Origin of the sequence: Chryseobacterium sp. IHB B 17019 (assembly GCF_001456155.1) — a bacterium.
Taxonomy (GTDB): domain Bacteria; phylum Bacteroidota; class Bacteroidia; order Flavobacteriales; family Weeksellaceae; genus Chryseobacterium.
In genome coordinates, this window is sequence record NZ_CP013293.1 from 1,918,510 (window position 1) to 1,936,447 (window position 17,938).

Genomic DNA, 17,938 nt, shown 5'->3' on the forward strand with positions numbered 1-17,938 from the left:
TCAATGATAAACTGTTAATTATCAGCTTTAAAATAATTTGTGCAAATTTATTATCTGTATTTATTCTAAATTAATATATTTGCAGCATGAATATGATTGTCCCTTTCAAAGTACCACCTTTGGCACCTGCTTTTTCAATAAATACTGAAGAAATGTATTGTGGCGACAAGAAATCTTGCTGCAAGAAATTCAAAAAAGGAAAAAGATGTAAAAAGTGTCCGGGAAGGAAGAAAATGGCTTAATTGCTGAAACTTTTTATTAAGAAATAAGTCGCCAAAACTATTAATACAATCGCCACAAATATTTTCATTATTTTTGGCTGACCATGCGGATTTGCAACTGTTCTCGGTTGCGACTTGAATAATTCTTCCGCTTTATCCCTGAATTTTTCACCTTCAGTTTCAAAAACTTCTGTAATTGTTATTCCCTGAACAACCGTTTTATGTAACAACGAATTCGTAGCATGAAGTAAAATCTGGAATTTTCCGTCCTTGAATTCCGTTATTTTAAAAATTCTTTCACCGTAAGGTTTTTCCAGTCCGAAAGGTAAAACTTTCACTACATCAGCATTCTGAGTCTGCCAGTTGATGATAATCTCCTCTCCTTTTTTTGCATGAATTTTATTCGCCGTAAAAGTTTTTATGGAAGGCGGAACATTATACCTGAAACTTTTCTGTTGACTTTCTAAATTCTGGTCGTAAGTATATCTTTTACTTTTGTCGCTCAATGTTTCGTAAGCTTCCTGAATTTCGCGGAAACGGTCTGCAAAGAAGTCATCATTTTCGTTTTTGTCGGGGTGATATTTTAGCGATAGTTTTCTATAAGCTTTTTTGATGTCTTCTTCCGAAGCATCATGAGAAATCCCAAGAAAATAGTAGTAATCTTTCATTGAACTGTACAAAAATAAGGATTTTGTGATTGTGAACAAGCGATGCAATCTGTTTTTTAACGTAAAGTTCGCGAAGTTTTCTTTAAAATTATTGTGGATGTTTTTTGTTCGAAGGCGTTTCACTCAGCGAAGGATGATTGCTTCGCTTTGCTCGCTATGACAAACATTAATAAGAACGACCGCTACCCTAGCCCCGATAGGAACGGTTACCCCGGAACTTGTGTTGGAGAGTTGGTGGGATATGGTGTTGGAGGCCGTTGGCGTGAGGAGTATGAGTGGATAGCGGGAAAAGCTACAAATAAAGGCTTGAAGAAGGAAGGTGGAAGCTTGAAGTTTATATGATTGAGATATTTTGGGATTATCGCTCTTCACAATGATATAAAAAATTTGGGTTCGGGAAGCAAAGCTTCCCGAACCCAAATTAACAATTTCAATTTAGCTACTTTCTATATTATGCTTCCGCAATATTTTCTTTTTTGTTGAATCCTCTGTGGTGGCATCTTGAAGCGAATTCTTTTTTGAATTTCCCTTTCAGTTCCTGGTATTTTTCTTCGTCCATTTCTCTGATTTTATCAGCCAATCCGAAAGGTGATTTTTCTTTGATTCCGTATTCTTCAAAAATACCTTTTACAAATCTTTTTCTTTCGATTGCTTTTTTTGCGATCATCGCAACTCCCGCTACTGCTAAAGCTCCCAGAGCTCCTTTTAATACTGAATTTTTCATTTTCTTAAATTTTAAATTTTACTACTTCTTTGTTTTTTATAAAGACGAATAGACTTTAAATTTTACTTTACTACTTCTAAAATTTTTATTATTCGTTTGTTTTATTTCTGTTGAAAAAACCGCCTGAGCATCTGTCTTTCCAGACTTCTTTGAACTTTTCTCTTTCTTCGGGAGACAGATTCATCATTCTTTCTCTCATCATTTTCTTTTCCTTAAATTCCCGTACTCCTTTTCCAAAATGAAATCCTCCGAAAAGTATCTTGCTTAAAACCAATACTCCCATTGCCTGCCAATATGTTATCGATTTTACGCCTAAAATTTCGGGAAGAAGATGATTCCAAAGAGCCATGACAATCCATGTAACTCCCAGAAAAATCAACGGCGGACATAATATTAAAAAAATCCAGCCTTTTTTGTGTTTATGATTCATATTTTTCTTTTTACTAACTATTTAAATCTTCGTATAATTTTCTCAATCTGTTTCTCAAATGCTTGATGGCATAATTTTTCCGACTAATAATGGTCTTGATGTTTTCGCCATGTTCATCGGCAATTTCCTGGAGGGTTTTGTCGTTGAGTTCATTTTCTACGTAGACCAACCTTTGTTTTTCCGGTAATTCATCCAAAGCTTCAAAGAGCTTTTTCCAGATTTCATCCTGAAACATCCTCACTTCCGGGCCCGCGCTTTCATCCATCAGTAAAATATCCTTGATGGAAAAATCTCCGTCTTCATCTTCGTAGACAAAATCTTCAAGATTTTCGGTTTTCTTTTTGCGGTATTTGTCTGTGATTTTATTCGCTGTAACCCTGTACAGCCAACCGCCAACGTTCACAATCTCAGAAAGATTGGTAAGACTACTGAACTGATACCACACCTCCTGCAGAATATCTTCCGCATCCTCCGTGTTTTTCACTTTCGGACGAATGTACGACATCAGCTTTCCTCCGTACTTTGAAACGGTCTGAGAGATGATATTTTCCTTCTCCTTCTGTGGCATTGTTATTTTTTCGACAACCTCCATATTGCTAAGACGGCTGTACTTTTTGTTTTACTTTAATAAATTTAAAATATTTTTTTATTTCCCGAATTATACAATAAAAATACTAAGTTATCTTTCCTGAAAAATATCCATATAATGTATCTTTTAATAAAAAAACAGCTTATAAGTCGAGACCTATAAGCTACTAAAAAAATTTTATAAAATATTAAATCAAATTAAATAATTACACCATCATAAATTCGAATTTCTTTTGAGTTAAAATCAACAACAGTGATGTATTTCTTTAAAAACTCACAACCCACTAATCCGTCGATACCGTATTTATATTGTTTATTCAGATTATTCAGAGATGAACTCTCAAAATTATAATCCATGTTATCATAATTTAAACCTCCTATTTTTGTCTCTTTGATACTTCCTCTTTTTACTTTAGTTTCTTCACCAAATCCTTTCATTGAAACTTCCCTAATATTAGATACAGAATTGTTGAAATCATCAAAGTTTTTAGTATTCATTACATTTACAGAAGCTCCGGTGTCCAGTCCTACTTTATATTTTTTACCGTTAATTTCAACCTCAAACACAGGCATATGATCTTTTAATTCAAAAGGTATTGTTGAGATAAGCTTTCCGTTTTCTTTTGCTTCTTTTTCAATATCTTTTTTTGTACTTCCTTTTAAGATACCTCTTTGATAATCAAAAGTTAACTGATAGTTTTTAAAAGTGTTAAAGCCAATAATCCCGGCAAAACCCTCGCCTTTTCCTATATGTGAAAGTGGTATGGCCGTAACTTCCGTGTTAGAAAGTTTCATCCCCTTCCAGTCGAATGTACCAACCCATGAAGTCTCTACTGCTCTACATTTCCCACTCCCCATACCATTGATGCAAATGTCTGTCTCTTTTAAGTTTTCTAAAAATTTAGCTTCAGAATTCAGAATAAGGTCACATCCCAATCCGCTATCCAGTAAAAAAGATCTTACGTTTCCATCCAAACTTGCATTTACATAAATCAATCCGTTTTTCATAGTAAAATCCGTTACAAATTCACCTGAAAACGTACTTCTCTTTTTGCTTGATTTATTTTCATTGGGGCCCTTATCATTTTTATCTTTAAAGACGGTACTATAGAATAATTTTCCGGAAAGTGTTGCTTTTGCCGATAAAGACATTGCTGAAGACAGTAATACCAAAAGTATTACAAAGTAATTTTTATTCATCATTTGTGTTTTTATTTGAAATTTATGCCGGGAACATTTAGAAGTTCCCAGACATAAACTTCATTTTATCATTTGTGTTTTTAGCTTTTGCTATTGTTTTTTAAAATCTTTTTCCAATTTTAATTTGAATTATGCTTCAATATGTGTTGATTAATTTTCTGATGCAAAGGGAAACAAATTTCATGAAAAGGCAAAAAAAATAGTATACCATCGGTATACTATCTTAATTTAATTATCTGAAAATTAAATAGTTAAATTACTTTCAGATACTTTATTTCATTAATTAATCTAATCTTTAACTAGTCAATAATTAATTTTTAGCTATATTTTATTTCAATTTAATACATTTTATAAGAAAATTTTAACATCAAATAGAAATTATATAATAATATTTTAACTTAAAATTTCTAAGACTACATTAAATAAATTCCAAAATACCAAGTCCAGGCTATTAAAATAATCTGCATCGGAATTCTCTGTTTATAAAGGTAGTTCATTCCCGGGCCGGTATAATCTGCTTTGAAAATATTAATATTTTGCTTTGAAGAATTAATATTCGCAACAAAAACCAAAACATAGAAAATAATTAATAAAATAGCTGTGGTTTCTCTAATTGAGGGAATCATCAATCCAATTCCCGCTGCAATTTCGACCAATCCCGTAAAATATACCCAAAACATTTTGAAAGGTATAAAATCCGGAATCATCATAGCCATTCCTTTCTGAAACTTAAAATGAGAAAGTCCTGTAAAAATGATAAAAACAGCCATTCCAAGATTACCTGAAAATAACAGGTTCCAGCTTCCCTGAAAAAGTTTGGTTGCGAACAACGTCAAAATAAATGTCGCAAAAAGGATGGTTAATAATTTCATGTTTATTTATGTAAATTTTTAAATAAATTTAAACATAAAATCCAAATTTGCGAAAAATTTATTTAGCCTCAGCAAGATCTTTTACAACTTCTAAGCCTTTTATAAAACCGTTATTCATATGTTCTTCCCAATCTTTGTCAACCTGTACTTCCGTGTGAAGCTTGGTTTTCCCGTCGAAATCAATTAAAATATATTTTTCATAGCAGCCGCTCCATTCCATGACTTCTTTACTTTGAGTATCTTCGTTTCCATCTTTGTCTACCATTCCCAAATGCTTAAATATTAACTGATTAGGTTCTTCCAGACTATCAATAGTAGATACCATACCCTCACCTTCTGCATTTATAAAATATGTCTTGCCGCCAACTTTCCAGTCGGATTTCATTACAGATCCCGGACTGAAAAACTTCGTCCATTCACTATAAGTTTCAGAATTCCAAAGTACATCCCAAACTTTCTGTTTCGGAGCATCAATGATTTTTTCGTAAGATAATGTTTCCATATTTTTTATTTTAAATGTTTGATTTTAATTAACAGCAGTGCTTTTAATTTAATTAGTTAAATATTGTAATCAACTGTAATTCAACTTATAACTGATTTTCGGAAAGGTTTTTAACAAACTGTAGAGCTTTTGGAAATTTATCCTCAAAAAACTCTTTAAATTCCGCGGTTGTCTGAATTTCACTCATTAATTTTGTTCCTTCATCATTTTCTTCCAAAATATAGGCTTCCGTAGCTTCTCCCCATTCCTGAGGAACTTCTACCCCATCATATATTTCTCCAAGATGTAAAAATTTCATTTCTTTATTCGGAATATTTTTCACAACCTGGCTGTACATTCCATTGTTATCCGGATCAAAAAACTTTACAATACTCCCTTCCTCCAATGTCCCCTGATAAAAGGAACCCTCGGTAAAAGCCGTCGTCCATTGTCTGTAAGAAATCTCGTCCCACAACACGCTCCACACTTTCTCAGGTGGTGCACTTATCTGGATTTCAAATGATAGTTTTTCCATTAAATTAAAATTAAGGTTAAGACTAAGTTTAAGGTTGAGGCTGAATTTAATTTATTATCCTCCTACAAAATCTCCTCCATTGATATGAATGATCTCGCCAGTGATATAATTTGCATCTTCTGAAGCCAAGAAAACATAAGCCGGTGCAACTTCCGATGGCTGTCCTGCACGTTTTAACGGAGTATCTTTTCCGAAAGTTGAGAGGTCATCAAAAGTTTCTTTCACAAGAGGTGTCCAGATCGGGCCGGGCGCAATACCATTCACAAGTATCTTTTTCTCCGCCAAATTGGTAGCCAATGACCGGACAAATGTAGCAATAGCACCTTTTGTAGCCGAATAATCAATCAGGTGATTGCTTCCGCGATATGCCGTAACTGATGTTGTACAAATAATCCTTGCTCCTTCGCTCATCAGCTGTAAACTATCTCTGGTAAAGGAAATCATAGAAATAATATTGGTATTAAAAGTCTTGAGAATCTGCTCATCGGAAATATTTTCAATATCATCTTTAGGAAATTGAATCCCGGCATTATTAATCAATATATCCAGCGTTCCCCATTCTTTTTTAATTTTTTCCAGAAATTTCTTTTGATTTTTCTTTTCAGAAACATCCCCTTTCAACAAAAGACAGGTTTTACCTTCTTTCTCTACCAGCTTTTGGGTTTCTTTTGCATCATCGTCGCTTTCTTTATAGATAATTGCAACATCTGCCCCTTCCCTGGCAAAATGAACAGCTACCGCCTGCCCAATTCCGCTGTCACCACCGGATATGACTGCTTTTTTATGAAGCAGTTTCTCACTTCCCTTGTAACTTTCACGGATAATTTCGGGAAATAATCCGTCTTTAGGAACTTTTGATTTAGATTGTGATTTGTTCTGTGTTTTCATAAAGCAATTTTTAATGAAATAACATCAAACAGCACGCCGAAAGAGTTCGTAAAAGATAACTTCCAGCTTCTAAACTTCCAGCCTCCAACCTGATTATGAACTATAAGCTTCTTCCAGATCTTTGATGACAATTTTTTGCATTTTCATCATTGCCTGAACCACTTTCTGAGCTTTTTCCTGATCCGGATCACTCATCAGCCGAATCAGTCTTTTTGGAACAATTTGCCAGCTAAAACCATATTTGTCTTTCAGCCATCCGCACATGCTTTCCCTTCCTCCGTTTGAAGTTAAAGTATTCCAGTATTTATCGGTTTGCTCCTGATCGTCGGTCATTACAACCATTGAAATTCCTTCATTAAAATCAAATTTATGATCGTAAGAATTATCCATGCAGAAGAAAGTATAGCCATCAATTTCAAAATGTGCGTGTTGGATATTTTCATCCGGTTCCTGAATTGGGTGACCTTCGCTTCCTTCTCCATACTTCAAAATATTTCCTATCTTGGAATTCGGGAAAGTTTTGGTATAAAGTTCCATGGCTTCCATGGCTTTTCCATTATTTTCATGGATAAACATTAATGTTGGAACTAATTTTTGATCACTTGCTTTTTCGCCTAAAAATATCTGCCATGTCACGCCATACTTATCCTGAACCCAGCCATATTTTTTGCTCCATGAGTAGGAATCCAAAGGCATCAGAGCCATTCCGCCATCCATTAATTGATCCCAGTATTTCTGCACCTCATCTTCAGTGTCACAAATCACCATGAACGAAACAGAGGCATTTTTCTTGAATTGAGGGCCACCGTTTAAGAGCATTAATTTTTGTCCGAAAACATCAATATTCATCACAACAGGGGTATCTGCCGTAACTTTTCCGTTAAACACTTTGCAATAAAAATCTGCTGATTCTTTTGCATCCCCATCGTACCAAAGGCACGGAAAAATATCGTTATTCATTATTTTATTTTTTAATTAAACACGAACCTCACAAATATTTTACAAATTTTCAGAATTATAAATTGTGATATTTGGTAAAAAATTAGAGCCATTTGTGCTTAAGCATAAGTTTAATTATTTTTAAAAGAAACATTATTTTCCTTCATATAAAGTTTCAGTTTTTCCATTGTATTTTTACCGAAACCGTGCATCTGCATAATTTCTTTCTCAGAATAGCCTGACAGTTTTTCCAGGCAGTCTATTTTTTCTTTTTCAAGGGCTCTTCTTGCGGGCATTGCTATAACGCCTTGCAGAAAATCCCCCTGCACAGCATGACTCACAGCGCAAATGGAGCTTAAACACTTTGCCATTATTACTAAATTTATCATGGCTGAAAATATTATTAATTATTTTCTACATATTTATGAAAATTATTCAATATCGCATACCAGCCGTCTCTTTGCATTTCAGCTGAGTTTTGTTTCTCAGGATCGAATATTTCAGTCACTTTTGTTGTGTTTTCATCAATTTTATCGAAAATGATCTCTACGTTTCTTCCATCTTCCAAATGATATTTTATTCTTTCATTCGGAATAATTTCATCATAAATTCCTTCAAAATCAAAACCGAAGCTGCCGTCTTTTGCTTCCATTCTTACTTTAAGCTTTCCACCTACCCTCAAATCATTTTCAGCTCTTGAACACTGCCATGTTTCGTGGGCAAAATTCCATTTTGTAATATGTTTCGGGTCATTGAAATAATCCCAAACCTTTTGAACAGGGGCTAAAATCGTAATGTCAATTTTAATAGGTTCCATATAATTGTATTTTTTGCGGTGTAATGAAAGGGCAACCAAAAATTCGATTACCCTTTTGAATATAATTTAGTTTAAATATAAGATTATTTTGCGTATTCTTCGTTATAGTTCACCATCCAATGAACTCCATATTTATCCTGAAAGCTTCCGAAATAGTCTCCCCAAAACTGATCTTCAATCGGCATTTCAATGTTTCCACCTTCAGAAAGTCCTTTGAAAAGTCTGTCTGCTTCTTCTTTGGATTCAGGGAAAATTGAAACATAATTGTTGTTTCCAATGTTAAGATTTTGTCCGAAACTAGGAACAATATCTGAGGCCATCAGCAAATCATCACCAATCGGAAGCGCGATGTGCATCACTCTGTTTTTTTCTTCGTCTGATAAATTTTCAGTTCCGGGAGCATTTCCCATTTTGTGGACCTCACCACGAAACTCTCCGCCGAAAACAGATTTGTAAAAGTTGAAAGCTTCTTCTGCTTTTCCGTCAAAATTTAGGTATGGATTTAGTTTTGCCATGATTTCTATTTTTTAAATGTTATTTTTTTGTTTTTAAATACTAACGGCTCGAATGTTTTTCACTAATGACACAAATTATAATTCGTGGAAATTTGTGTAAAAATTCGTGTTATTAGTGTTTTTATCAACGCTAAGAGCCCAAAGTTTTTTTTAAATTATTATGAATATTTTTCGTTCGCAAAGGCGTTTCACTCAGCAAAGACAGGAAGTTTTATCTTAATGATTTAAAAACTTCTCTACTTCGTTTGTTGTCAGAACAATCATTTTATGATCGACATTTCCATTAAAATCCGCCATCATGTAAGAGCCGTGCGTGGCAGGAAGAATCATTAATTGCGAGCCTTCCACCAGACGCCACATTTCAACCACATGTTCCGGTTTCATTACGTCTTTATCCCCAGAAATAAATAATGTAGGGCATTTTATTCCTTTTAAAACATCTTCACTCCAGTCTTCAAAATTCTGCATTCTTTTACTGTCCTTGTCGAACATATTTTCTAATTTCGAAAAGTCGGGATTTAGGTTTAAAAAGTTAATTTTAAGTGGTTCAGGCATCACATCCATCGTTGCCTCCATCATTCCTTCAAAAAAACCGTCCATCATTCCGTTTCTTTTGTAAAATGCGGAAGCTACGATCAGCTTTTCAACCATTTCCGGATGTCGATGAGCAATCTGCATTACCGTATTTCCGCCGTTGCTGAAACCCCAGAATGAAGCTTTTTTAATATTTAATTCTTTTAAAAGTGCGACAACGTCATCCGCATCCTGATCGAAAGTCTCGGGAATGTCGCGATGATCGGTCATTCCATGATTCTGGAGATCAATTCCGATGAGTTGAAATTGAGTTTCAAGTCTTGAAATCACTTCTTTATAATCAAATAAAATTGAAGATCCGCCACCATGAATCAGCACCAAAGGTTTTCCGGAACCGTAGATTTCATAGTACATCTTAATTCCGTTGACCGATTTATGACCTTTTTCAACAAGATTCATCTTAATATTTTAAATCTTTATCAAAATCATATTTCATACCTTCATAACCTAGGATTCTGCGCATTAATCCGATCTGTCCGCACAGATAATCTTCACGTCCGATGCACATTCCTACGAAGTTCAGAACTGTTTCCGGGAAAAAATCTATGTTCATTCCCATTGGAAAAGCTTTTTCCAATTCTTCATCAGAAGCTTCCAGTAATTTGTTGTAAACAAGAGGTGAAATTTTATGAAAATCAGCTTTAAGCTGTTCTAAAGTCGGATATTTCAGGTTTTCATCCAAAGCTTTTCCCTGAGAGAAGAAGTCTTTAAATTCAAATTCTTCACTGATTCCGAAAACATTTCCCAATGCATAACGCATGTCAAGAAAATTCCCAACCATCCAAACGATGTGATTGGTTCTTCCTTCAATTCTTTTTAAAGCATCTTCCTCGGAAATTCCGTCAAGAACCAATAAAAAGTTCTGACTGTGACCCCGAAAAGCCGGAATTATTATCTCTAATTTGTTTGATTTTGGTGTATCCATTTTGTTTTGATTTTAGATTTAGTTTAATTTTAATTTCCCGCAGATTTCACAGATTTGCACAGATTTTAATTTGCATGTGTGTAAAATTTGTGTGTTAATTTCTTGCAGAGATTGAGCAAACTTACTTTATTGCTCCCGGTTTTCCTAGAATTCTCCTAAGATACCCGAACTGCCCGCTGTGATAAGTTTCATGAAAGGCAAGTGTTGCAATATCTTTAATGTTTTCAGGATTAAAGCTTTCCATATTGTTGAGTTTTGTGTCTAATTTTTCCTGAGAATCATTTAAATATGATTTTAACTCTTCAAAAGTGACAAACTCATCCTTTCTATCCAAAGGAGTTTCACCTCTGTTGTAGCACGAAAATCTTTCTCCGTCCCAGATTGAATCTTCACCTAAAATATTTAAGAAAGCGTTTCTTATATAAATTAAATGTCCTAAAACCCAGTTCATGCAATTGGCTTCACCATTCGGGAAAACCATAGCTTCTTCGTTGGTAATGCCTTCGATGTTCATCAAAATCACTTTGTAGGTGCTTGTTGACTGAACTTTTATAATTTCAATTTCGTTATTCATAATTTTGGATTAATTTCCACACAATCCGTGGAAAGTTGAGAAATTTATTCCGTTGGAAATTGAGACATATCTGCAAAAGTTACATTCCACCCGTGCCCGTTGATATCCCAGAAAGAATTCTGATACATCCATCCGTAATCCTGTGGCTCTTCATGTTGGGTAGCACCGTTGGCCACCGCAGCGTTTACAACCTGATCAACTTCTTCACGGCTGTTTAATCCGATTGCAACAAGAACCTGTGTTGTATCCCCTTTTGGAACAGGTCTTTCAGAGAAAGTCTGAAAATATTCTTCCGTTAAAAACATGACATAAATATTGTCACTCATCACCACACAAACAGCCTTGCCATCAGAAAATTGTTCGTTGATAGAGAATCCTGTTTTCGTCCAGAATTCTTTTGTTTTTTGAATATCCTTTACCGGAAGATTTACATAAATCTGATTGATTTTCATTTGTAATTTTTTTAATGTTTAGTTTTAATTGTTGAAATTTATTCTGTCGGAAGCTTAGACATATCAGCAAACATTACTTCCCACTGATGCCCGTTCAGATCAGAAAAAGCTTTTTGATACATCCACCCGTGATCCTGTGGTTCACTATATTTTGAACCTCCGTTTTCAACAGCAGTTTTCACCATATTATCAACTTCTTCACGACTGTCTACACCAATGGCAAGCAGCGTTTGAGTAGTGTCTCCTTTTGCAATCGGACGATCCGTAAAAGTTTTGAAAAACTCTTCATTTAAGAACATTGCATAAATATGATCTTCTTTCATTACTACAGAAACTGCTTTTTCATCAGAAAACTGTTCGTTGATGGAAAAACCAAGTTTTGTCCAGAATTCTCTTGTTTTTTGAACGTCTTTTACCGGAAGGTTTACATAAATTTGGTTGATTTTCATTTTGTAATTTTTAATGTTAAACTTTTAACCAAAATTACCGAGTTGCTTTGAAAATCAACTTGCCATAAGACAAGATTTAAATTTTCTTTGGATGAGAGACCAATTCCTTGCGGATTCTGCTCAAAGAAGTATCTGTAACTCCCAAGTAGGAAGCGATTTGCTTTAAGGGCGCAAATTGAATGACATGAGGTTTTTGTTCCAGAAGATTAAGGTAACGTTTTGTAGCGGAAAGTGTAAACATCTCTACAGAACGCTGTTTGTAAGCAAAAAGCTGTTGCGACATCCAGGCTCTACCCCATTCCCGGAGGTTCGGAATTTTATGGAATAAGTCTTGAAAAGTATCGAAATCCAGTCTCCAACATTCACAATCTGAGATACAAACAATATTTTCCTGAGTAGGAATTCTTTGAAAAAGCGAGGAAACATCAATGATTACTTCATTTTCTACAAAAAAATGTGTTGTCACATCATTTCCATTAAAGTCATTAACAAATGAGCGAGCCAAACCTGTTTCCAAAATATAGTATTCGTTTGCCGTTTTCCCTTCTTCAAGGATACAATCTCCTTTCTGAAAGATCACTTTTTCATGAGCCTGAAATATTTCTTCAAGCTCTTCCGGTAAGAAAAATGGGAAATCATAGCAGATTTCTAAGGATTTGTTCGTCATCAAGTCAATGTTTTTTTTGAAGCTCTAAAATAGAATTTTTATGGGAAATGATAAAGGAAATATTAAACAAAATGATAATTCACACTTCTTGCTTCTGAGGCAATCCATTACACAAAGGCATTACAAGCTGTTTGTATTGATTATAAATTATTAAACATTTTTACTTTAACCACAAAAGGCACAAAGATTTGAAGTTTATATTAAAAAGAAGAATTTCAAAAGTTGAAAATCTAAGATTTCGTTTTGTGAACTTTAAAACATTTCTAAATTAATCTTAAATAACCCAAAAAACTTTGTGCCTTTTGTGCTTAAATCAAAACAAAGAAAGCTGAATCGGCTTCGGATTGGCGGGTTTCTGCGCATCTCCAAACACAGTTTTTCCACCGAAACGCCATGAATTTTGTCGTTCCTCTTCAATAACTTCCTGAATATCGAAATTCGGGGTGAAGTCTTTTTCTGTTTTTGTGACGATGTCGTGAAGTTTGTTTAAAGTCTTTAATTTATCGGAATTTCCAAGCTTTGATTTTTCAATTCCTTTTTTAATAATATCAATACTTTCATCGTAAACTTTAGTCGGAACAGGAAACGGATGACCGTCTTTCCCGCCATGAGCAAAGGAAAATCTCGCCGGATCTTTGAATCTTGAAGGCGCGCCGTGAATGACTTCACTCACCAAAGCCAACGACTGCATCGTCCGCGGACCGACACCTTCCAGCATCAATAAATCTTCAAAGTCTTGAGGCTGCTGTTCGCGAGTTACATATAAAAGCGCACCTAAACGCCTTAAATCTACATCAGAAGCCTGAACATCATGATGATTAGGAAGAATTAAACGTGAAAAATCACTCATAATTTCCGCAGAATCAGTGTGGGAAATATCCAGAATTCCTTTTCTGTTTTCGGCGGCTTCCGAATCTGTTAAGTTTAAAATTTGCCCTCTTGAAATTCCGTTGATTCCTGTGTGAGGTTCTTCAATAAAGGATTTTATATTTTCAGAATGCCAGTGATATCGTCTTGCCGTTCCATCGGATTCGTGCATTCCTTGCTGGACAACGCTCCAATTTCCGTTATCTGACAAAATAAAATTGTGTAAATACAATTGATAACCATCCTGAATGGCCGTATTATCAACCTTTGCGGAAAGCTTGCTGGCCCTTACTAACTCGGTTCCGTTCAAACCAGTTTTATCTGCAATTTGAAGGAGTTCTGAAGGGGTTTCTCTGGAAAACTTACCTTTTCCGCCACAAATATATAGCCCAAGTGATTGAGAATTAGGATTGATGGAACGTTTCAAAGCACCCATTACGGAAGTTGTAATCCCTGAAGAATGCCAATCCATACCCATCACCGCTCCAAAGCTCTGGAACCAAAACGGATCCGCAAGTCTTCTGAGAACTTCATCTTTGCCGTAATCCATTAAGATCACTTCAACGATTGAAAGCCCGAGAACAGACATACGTTCGTACAGCCACGGCGGTACTTTGCCGTAGTGTAAGGGTAAATCTGCTGTTCCGGAACGTTTCATTTAATATGTAAATTTAGTTTTAATATATTGGAACTTTGATGATTTGAATCAGCTTTTAAACACAAATATTTGTATTTTAAGCAAAATCAATGAATCGAATAAAACTCCAGATCCTTATGCTTTTCTTCATCAAACTTTTCATTAAATATAATTTTATTACCGAAAGGATCATCAACTGTAAAGGAAACCGCATTATAAAAAGTTTTCTCTAAACCTGGCCGATTGTATTTATATTTTTTATCCATTAATTCCTTGTGATAATCTTTAATATCTTCACCCCAGATGAAAACGCGGCTTCCTGGAGTTCCGTCACCGTGATGTTCGCTTAAATGGAAGGTAATATTACCTTTTTTGATTTCCATATAAACCGGAGTGTTATCCTCAAAATGATGCTTCCAGACGATTTCAAAACCGAGCCAATCAATATAAAACTCAATGGCCTTTTGTTCATCAAAAATTCTAAAAATAGGGATAATCTGTTCTGCTTTCATAATATTGACTTATTGATGTGAAAGAATATTAACTAAATTGCCAAACGGATCTTTTGCAAAAAACCGGCGGACACCCCACTCTTCATCAGTGATTTCGTACATAATTTCAAACCCGGATCGCTGCATTTTTTCATAGATTTCATCCACATTATCAACCTCAATGGAAAGATTTGGAACTTCCGTGTCGTTTCCGCCATGAACAGCAAAACTTATCTGGACTTTTGCCTCTTCCTCATTTCCGAAAGTCTTAATCCAGCCATGATCCATCAGAGTTTCAAGTCCTAAAACTTCATGATAGAACAAGTCTGCTTTCGACAGATCATCAGTTTTTATATTAGTGACGATTCTTTTTACCATTTTAGTTAAATTTTAATTCTTACTGCTGAAAAAGCCTTGCAAAATAAAACTTTCACAAGGCTTTTTACAAAAATCTATTTCTGAATTATTTTAATGCGTCAATGGCAGCACTATAATTGGGTTCTTGCGTAATTTCAGGAACCTGTTCCGTATAGATAACCTTATTATCGGCATCCGTTACGATTACGGCACGGCTTAAAAGCCCTTTCATTGGGGAATCCGTGATCGTCACTTCATATTCGTCACCGAAACTGCTTCTGAAATCTGAAAGTGTTTCAACATTATTCAGACCTTCCGCCGCGCAAAATCTTCCCAGTGCAAAAGGGAGATCTTTAGACACATTAATCACCACCGTATTTTCCAGATTGGAAGCCTCTTCATTGAATTTTCTTGCAGAAGCAGCACAAATTCCCGTATCAATGCTCGGGAAAATATTAAAAACTTTCCTCTTTCCATCGAAATCCTGAAGTGTTTTTACATGTAATCCGGAATCTACCAGTGCAAAATCCCTGATGTGAGTTCCTACGGATGGTAAAGTTCCTATTGTATGTACTTCGTTTCCTTTTAAAGTGATAGTCGTTGACATAATTTTGTTTTTAAGTTTTTTCAAATTTAATCAAATCAGACCTGATTTCTATCAAATAATGGTTAAATAATTCTTAAAGTGAAAAATCTTATTTAGGTTTAATCTAAAAAAATTAATTTTTGACTAAATTTGTGAGTCTTAAAAAATCAAATAATAAATAACAGTATAATGTCAGACAAATCAAAAATCTATTACACCCTTACGGATGAGGCTCCAATGTTGGCAACACACTCGTTTTTACCTATCGTAAAGGCATTTACAAAATCTGCAAACATTGAGATCGCGGTTCCGGATATTTCTTTGGCAGGAAGAATTCTAGCAAACTTCCCCGAGTTTTTGAAAGATGACCAGAAAATCGGTGATGCGTTGGCAGAATTAGGTCAATTGGCGACTCAACCTGATGCAAACATTATCAAATTACCTAATATTTCGGCTTCTGCACCTCAGTTGGATGATGCAATCGCTGAATTGCAGTCTAAAGGTTTCGCAGTTCCAAATTATCCTGCAGAACCTAAAAATGACGAAGAAAAAGCAATCAAGGCTAAATATGCAAAGGTTTTAGGAAGCGCTGTAAATCCTGTGTTAAGAGAAGGAAATTCTGACAGACGTGCTCCAAAAGCTGTTAAAAACTACGCAAAAGCAAACCCTCACAGAATGGGAGACTGGGCTTCTGACAGTAAAACCGACGTTGCTCACATGGACAACGGAGATTTCTACGGTACTGAAACTTCAACTACTCTTGAAAATGCAACAAAATACAAAATCGTTTTCAAAGGAAATGACGGTGCTGAAACTTTATTAAAAGATTTCGCAAACCTTCAGGCTGGAGAAATTATCGATTCTTCTGTAATGAATTTAAATGCTTTGAAGGCATTCGTTCAAAAGGCAATTGATGAAGCTAAAAACAAAAACGTTCTTCTTTCTGCTCACTTGAAGGCTACGATGATGAAAATCTCCGACCCTATTATTTTCGGGGCGATTGTAGAAACTTTCTTTAAAGATGTTTTTGTTAAATATGCTGAGACTTTCAAGTCTTTAGATGTTAATCCAAATAACGGTCTTGCCGATCTTTTTGAAAAAATCAAAGGAAATGCTCAGGAAGCTGAAATCAAGGCTGATATTGAAACTGCTTTAGCAAACGGACCAAGAGTGGCAATGGTAAATTCTGATAAAGGAATTACGAATTTCCACGTTCCTTCTGACATTATTGTTGATGCTTCTATGGCTGCTTTGGTAAGAGGTGGAGGTAAAATGTGGAACAAAGAAGGGAAAGAAGAAGATACGGTTTGTATCATTCCTGACCGTTCTTATGCAGGTTTTTACCAGTCAGTAATTGATGATATGAAAGCGCACGGAAAACTGGATCCTACAACAATGGGTTCTGTTCCGAACGTTGGTTTAATGGCTCAAAAAGCTGAAGAATACGGTTCTCACGACAAAACTTTCCAGGCTACAGCAGATGGAACAATTGAAGTTCAGGACGAGGCTGGAAGCGTTCTTCTTTCTCAGAAAGTAGAAAAAGATGATATTTTCAGAATGTGTCAGACGAAAGACGCTCCGATTCAGGACTGGGTAAAATTAGCGGTAAACAGATCGAGATTATCTGATACGCCTGCAATTTTCTGGTTAGATAAAGGAAGAGCGCACGACAGAGAAATCATCAAAAAAGTTGAAAAATATCTTGCCGACCACGATACAAACGGACTTGATATTAAGATTCTTGATGTAAAAGACGCCATGACGGAAACCTTGAAAAGAGCAAGAGAAGGAAAAGATACAATTTCTGTTTCAGGAAACGTATTGAGAGATTATTTAACGGATCTTTTCCCAATTCTTGAGCTTGGAACTTCTGCAAAAATGCTTTCTATCGTTCCATTAATGAATGGTGGCGGCTTGTTTGAAACTGGTGCAGGAGGTTCTGCTCCAAAACATGTTGAACAGTTCCTGGAAGAAGGCTATTTAAGATGGGATTCTCTAGGTGAATTCTTGGCTTTACAGGCTTCTTTAGAGCATTTAGCACAAACTCAGGGGAATACAAAATCTCAGGTTTTAGCTGATGCATTGGATGAAGCAAATGCTAAATTCTTAGCGACAGACAAATCTCCTGCAAGAAAAGTCGGACAAATCGATAACAGAGGTTCTCACTTCTATTTGGCGATGTATTGGGCGGAAGCTTTGGCAAACCAAACTGCTGATGCTGAATTGGCGGCTCATTTTGCTCCGGTTGCTGAAGCAATGAAGGAAAATGAAGAAGTAATTAATTCTGAATTAATCAGCGCTCAAGGTAAGCCTCAAAACATCGATGGTTACTACAAAACTGACACGTATAAAACGTATGCAGCCATGAGACCAAGCACAGTTTTAAATGAAATTATTGACGGAATTTAATTCTTGATTAAATATAAATGAAAAGCTCCTTTTTTAAGGGGCTTTTTTTGTT

The 17,938-nt window shown here is 35.3% G+C and carries 26 protein-coding genes; 3 read left to right on the forward strand and 23 right to left on the reverse strand.

The window, feature by feature from the left end; genetic code table 11:
- The first annotated feature begins 86 nt into the window (after positions 1–86).
- A complete protein-coding gene (locus ATE47_RS19235; RefSeq protein ID WP_185097145.1) occupies positions 87–242 on the forward strand; it encodes a hypothetical protein in 156 nt (51 codons plus the stop codon).
- On the opposite strand, the gene ATE47_RS08860 is transcribed toward ATE47_RS19235, so the two are convergent.
- Complete coding sequence (locus tag ATE47_RS08860) at positions 239–889, reverse strand: J domain-containing protein (protein ID WP_062161624.1); 651 nt, start codon at positions 887–889, stop codon at positions 239–241. The genes ATE47_RS19235 and ATE47_RS08860 overlap by 4 nt on opposite strands.
- A gap of 147 nt (positions 890–1,036) precedes the next feature.
- Between ATE47_RS08860 and ATE47_RS19240 the strand changes: the two genes are divergently transcribed.
- A complete protein-coding gene (locus tag ATE47_RS19240) occupies positions 1,037–1,231 on the forward strand; it encodes a hypothetical protein (RefSeq protein ID WP_185097146.1) in 195 nt (64 codons plus the stop codon).
- Between the two features lie 109 nt (positions 1,232–1,340).
- On the opposite strand, the gene ATE47_RS08870 is transcribed toward ATE47_RS19240, so the two are convergent.
- From ATE47_RS08870 to tpx, 22 genes are all read right to left on the reverse strand, one after another.
- Positions 1,341–1,613: a hypothetical protein gene (locus tag ATE47_RS08870; RefSeq protein WP_062161626.1), complete on the reverse strand. Its 273-nt coding sequence runs from the start codon at positions 1,611–1,613 to the stop codon at positions 1,341–1,343.
- 88 nt (positions 1,614–1,701) lie between these two features.
- Entirely contained in the window at positions 1,702–2,043 is a 342-nt protein-coding gene (locus ATE47_RS08875) for a hypothetical protein (protein WP_062161627.1), read from the reverse strand.
- Between the two features lie 13 nt (positions 2,044–2,056).
- Positions 2,057–2,611: an RNA polymerase sigma factor gene (locus ATE47_RS08880; RefSeq protein ID WP_228376343.1), complete on the reverse strand. Its 555-nt coding sequence runs from the start codon at positions 2,609–2,611 to the stop codon at positions 2,057–2,059.
- A gap of 218 nt (positions 2,612–2,829) precedes the next feature.
- Complete coding sequence (locus ATE47_RS08885; RefSeq protein WP_082632549.1) at positions 2,830–3,834, reverse strand: retropepsin-like aspartic protease; 1,005 nt, start codon at positions 3,832–3,834, stop codon at positions 2,830–2,832.
- 410 nt (positions 3,835–4,244) lie between these two features.
- Positions 4,245–4,703, reverse strand: coding sequence for a DoxX family protein (locus tag ATE47_RS08890; RefSeq protein WP_062161630.1), 459 nt, complete (start codon positions 4,701–4,703; stop codon positions 4,245–4,247).
- Between the two features lie 58 nt (positions 4,704–4,761).
- Positions 4,762–5,205: an SRPBCC family protein gene (locus tag ATE47_RS08895; RefSeq protein ID WP_062161631.1), complete on the reverse strand. Its 444-nt coding sequence runs from the start codon at positions 5,203–5,205 to the stop codon at positions 4,762–4,764.
- An 85-nt stretch (positions 5,206–5,290) separates the two neighbouring features.
- A complete protein-coding gene (locus ATE47_RS08900; protein ID WP_062161632.1) occupies positions 5,291–5,719 on the reverse strand; it encodes an SRPBCC domain-containing protein in 429 nt (142 codons plus the stop codon).
- A 54-nt stretch (positions 5,720–5,773) separates the two neighbouring features.
- Positions 5,774–6,607: an SDR family oxidoreductase gene (locus ATE47_RS08905; protein WP_062161633.1), complete on the reverse strand. Its 834-nt coding sequence runs from the start codon at positions 6,605–6,607 to the stop codon at positions 5,774–5,776.
- A 93-nt stretch (positions 6,608–6,700) separates the two neighbouring features.
- Positions 6,701–7,567 carry a VOC family protein gene (locus ATE47_RS08910; RefSeq protein WP_062161634.1) on the reverse strand — a complete coding sequence of 289 codons (867 nt, stop codon included), beginning with the start codon at positions 7,565–7,567 and terminating at the stop codon, positions 6,701–6,703.
- Positions 7,568–7,677: 110 nt separating this feature from the next.
- Complete coding sequence (locus ATE47_RS08915) at positions 7,678–7,917, reverse strand: hypothetical protein (protein WP_228376344.1); 240 nt, start codon at positions 7,915–7,917, stop codon at positions 7,678–7,680.
- A gap of 32 nt (positions 7,918–7,949) precedes the next feature.
- Positions 7,950–8,363: an SRPBCC family protein gene (locus ATE47_RS08920; protein ID WP_062161636.1), complete on the reverse strand. Its 414-nt coding sequence runs from the start codon at positions 8,361–8,363 to the stop codon at positions 7,950–7,952.
- 83 nt (positions 8,364–8,446) lie between these two features.
- Positions 8,447–8,878: a VOC family protein gene (locus ATE47_RS08925; protein WP_062161637.1), complete on the reverse strand. Its 432-nt coding sequence runs from the start codon at positions 8,876–8,878 to the stop codon at positions 8,447–8,449.
- A gap of 216 nt (positions 8,879–9,094) precedes the next feature.
- Positions 9,095–9,871, reverse strand: coding sequence for an alpha/beta fold hydrolase (locus ATE47_RS08930; RefSeq protein WP_062161638.1), 777 nt, complete (start codon positions 9,869–9,871; stop codon positions 9,095–9,097).
- A 1-nt stretch (position 9,872) separates the two neighbouring features.
- Complete coding sequence (locus ATE47_RS08935) at positions 9,873–10,397, reverse strand: hypothetical protein (RefSeq protein ID WP_062161639.1); 525 nt, start codon at positions 10,395–10,397, stop codon at positions 9,873–9,875.
- A 121-nt stretch (positions 10,398–10,518) separates the two neighbouring features.
- Positions 10,519–10,971, reverse strand: coding sequence for a DinB family protein (locus ATE47_RS08940; protein ID WP_062161640.1), 453 nt, complete (start codon positions 10,969–10,971; stop codon positions 10,519–10,521).
- 44 nt (positions 10,972–11,015) lie between these two features.
- Positions 11,016–11,423 (reverse strand): VOC family protein, encoded by a 408-nt coding sequence (locus ATE47_RS08945; RefSeq protein WP_062161641.1) that lies wholly within the window; start codon positions 11,421–11,423, stop codon positions 11,016–11,018.
- Positions 11,424–11,461: 38 nt separating this feature from the next.
- Entirely contained in the window at positions 11,462–11,872 is a 411-nt protein-coding gene (locus ATE47_RS08950; RefSeq protein ID WP_062161642.1) for a VOC family protein, read from the reverse strand.
- 76 nt (positions 11,873–11,948) lie between these two features.
- The gene (locus ATE47_RS08955; RefSeq protein ID WP_062161643.1) at positions 11,949–12,539 is read right to left on the reverse strand and encodes a Crp/Fnr family transcriptional regulator; all 591 of its coding nucleotides are present in this window, start codon (positions 12,537–12,539) and stop codon (positions 11,949–11,951) included.
- A gap of 313 nt (positions 12,540–12,852) precedes the next feature.
- Positions 12,853–14,064, reverse strand: coding sequence for a DUF763 domain-containing protein (locus ATE47_RS08960; RefSeq protein WP_062161644.1), 1,212 nt, complete (start codon positions 14,062–14,064; stop codon positions 12,853–12,855).
- Positions 14,065–14,150: 86 nt separating this feature from the next.
- On the reverse strand, positions 14,151–14,555 hold the full coding sequence (locus ATE47_RS08965; RefSeq protein ID WP_062161645.1) for a glyoxalase superfamily protein: 405 nt from the start codon (positions 14,553–14,555) through the stop codon (positions 14,151–14,153).
- A 9-nt stretch (positions 14,556–14,564) separates the two neighbouring features.
- Positions 14,565–14,912, reverse strand: a complete 348-nt coding sequence (locus ATE47_RS08970; protein WP_062161646.1) for a VOC family protein — start codon at positions 14,910–14,912, stop codon at positions 14,565–14,567.
- A gap of 85 nt (positions 14,913–14,997) precedes the next feature.
- The gene (gene tpx / locus ATE47_RS08975; protein ID WP_062161647.1) at positions 14,998–15,498 is read right to left on the reverse strand and encodes a thiol peroxidase; all 501 of its coding nucleotides are present in this window, start codon (positions 15,496–15,498) and stop codon (positions 14,998–15,000) included.
- Between the two features lie 168 nt (positions 15,499–15,666).
- Here tpx and ATE47_RS08980 point away from each other — a divergent pair, with 168 nt between their 5' ends.
- Positions 15,667–17,886 carry an NADP-dependent isocitrate dehydrogenase gene (locus tag ATE47_RS08980; protein ID WP_062161648.1) on the forward strand — a complete coding sequence of 740 codons (2,220 nt, stop codon included), beginning with the start codon at positions 15,667–15,669 and terminating at the stop codon, positions 17,884–17,886.
- Positions 17,887–17,938: the final 52 nt, after the last annotated feature.

Excerpts from the sequence above, each read along its gene's own strand:
- ATE47_RS08980 (WP_062161648.1), top strand. The coding sequence starts at position 15,667 with ATGTCAGACAAATCAAAAATCTATTACACCCTTACGGATGAGGCTCCA.
- ATE47_RS08920 (WP_062161636.1), bottom strand. The coding sequence starts at position 8,363 with ATGGAACCTATTAAAATTGACATTACGATTTTAGCCCCTGTTCAAAAG.
- ATE47_RS08940 (WP_062161640.1), bottom strand. The coding sequence starts at position 10,971 with ATGAATAACGAAATTGAAATTATAAAAGTTCAGTCAACAAGCACCTAC.
- ATE47_RS19235 (WP_185097145.1), top strand. The coding sequence starts at position 87 with ATGAATATGATTGTCCCTTTCAAAGTACCACCTTTGGCACCTGCTTTT.
- ATE47_RS08905 (WP_062161633.1), bottom strand. The coding sequence starts at position 6,607 with ATGAAAACACAGAACAAATCACAATCTAAATCAAAAGTTCCTAAAGAC.
- ATE47_RS08870 (WP_062161626.1), bottom strand. The coding sequence starts at position 1,613 with ATGAAAAATTCAGTATTAAAAGGAGCTCTGGGAGCTTTAGCAGTAGCG.
- ATE47_RS08910 (WP_062161634.1), bottom strand. The coding sequence starts at position 7,567 with ATGAATAACGATATTTTTCCGTGCCTTTGGTACGATGGGGATGCAAAA.
- ATE47_RS08950 (WP_062161642.1), bottom strand. The coding sequence starts at position 11,872 with ATGAAAATCAACCAAATTTATGTAAACCTTCCGGTAAAAGACGTTCAA.
- ATE47_RS08935 (WP_062161639.1), bottom strand. The coding sequence starts at position 10,397 with ATGGATACACCAAAATCAAACAAATTAGAGATAATAATTCCGGCTTTT.
- ATE47_RS08885 (WP_082632549.1), bottom strand. The coding sequence starts at position 3,834 with ATGATGAATAAAAATTACTTTGTAATACTTTTGGTATTACTGTCTTCA.
- ATE47_RS08925 (WP_062161637.1), bottom strand. The coding sequence starts at position 8,878 with ATGGCAAAACTAAATCCATACCTAAATTTTGACGGAAAAGCAGAAGAA.
- ATE47_RS08895 (WP_062161631.1), bottom strand. The coding sequence starts at position 5,205 with ATGGAAACATTATCTTACGAAAAAATCATTGATGCTCCGAAACAGAAA.
- ATE47_RS08960 (WP_062161644.1), bottom strand. The coding sequence starts at position 14,064 with ATGAAACGTTCCGGAACAGCAGATTTACCCTTACACTACGGCAAAGTA.
- ATE47_RS08890 (WP_062161630.1), bottom strand. The coding sequence starts at position 4,703 with ATGAAATTATTAACCATCCTTTTTGCGACATTTATTTTGACGTTGTTC.
- ATE47_RS08945 (WP_062161641.1), bottom strand. The coding sequence starts at position 11,423 with ATGAAAATCAATCAGATTTATGTAAATCTTCCGGTAAAGGATATTCAA.
- ATE47_RS08930 (WP_062161638.1), bottom strand. The coding sequence starts at position 9,871 with ATGAATCTTGTTGAAAAAGGTCATAAATCGGTCAACGGAATTAAGATG.
- ATE47_RS08900 (WP_062161632.1), bottom strand. The coding sequence starts at position 5,719 with ATGGAAAAACTATCATTTGAAATCCAGATAAGTGCACCACCTGAGAAA.
- ATE47_RS08970 (WP_062161646.1), bottom strand. The coding sequence starts at position 14,912 with ATGGTAAAAAGAATCGTCACTAATATAAAAACTGATGATCTGTCGAAA.
- ATE47_RS08915 (WP_228376344.1), bottom strand. The coding sequence starts at position 7,917 with ATGGCAAAGTGTTTAAGCTCCATTTGCGCTGTGAGTCATGCTGTGCAG.
- ATE47_RS08875 (WP_062161627.1), bottom strand. The coding sequence starts at position 2,043 with ATGAATCATAAACACAAAAAAGGCTGGATTTTTTTAATATTATGTCCG.
- ATE47_RS08880 (WP_228376343.1), bottom strand. The coding sequence starts at position 2,611 with ATGCCACAGAAGGAGAAGGAAAATATCATCTCTCAGACCGTTTCAAAG.
- ATE47_RS08955 (WP_062161643.1), bottom strand. The coding sequence starts at position 12,539 with ATGACGAACAAATCCTTAGAAATCTGCTATGATTTCCCATTTTTCTTA.
- ATE47_RS08860 (WP_062161624.1), bottom strand. The coding sequence starts at position 889 with ATGAAAGATTACTACTATTTTCTTGGGATTTCTCATGATGCTTCGGAA.
- ATE47_RS08965 (WP_062161645.1), bottom strand. The coding sequence starts at position 14,555 with ATGAAAGCAGAACAGATTATCCCTATTTTTAGAATTTTTGATGAACAA.
- tpx (WP_062161647.1), bottom strand. The coding sequence starts at position 15,498 with ATGTCAACGACTATCACTTTAAAAGGAAACGAAGTACATACAATAGGA.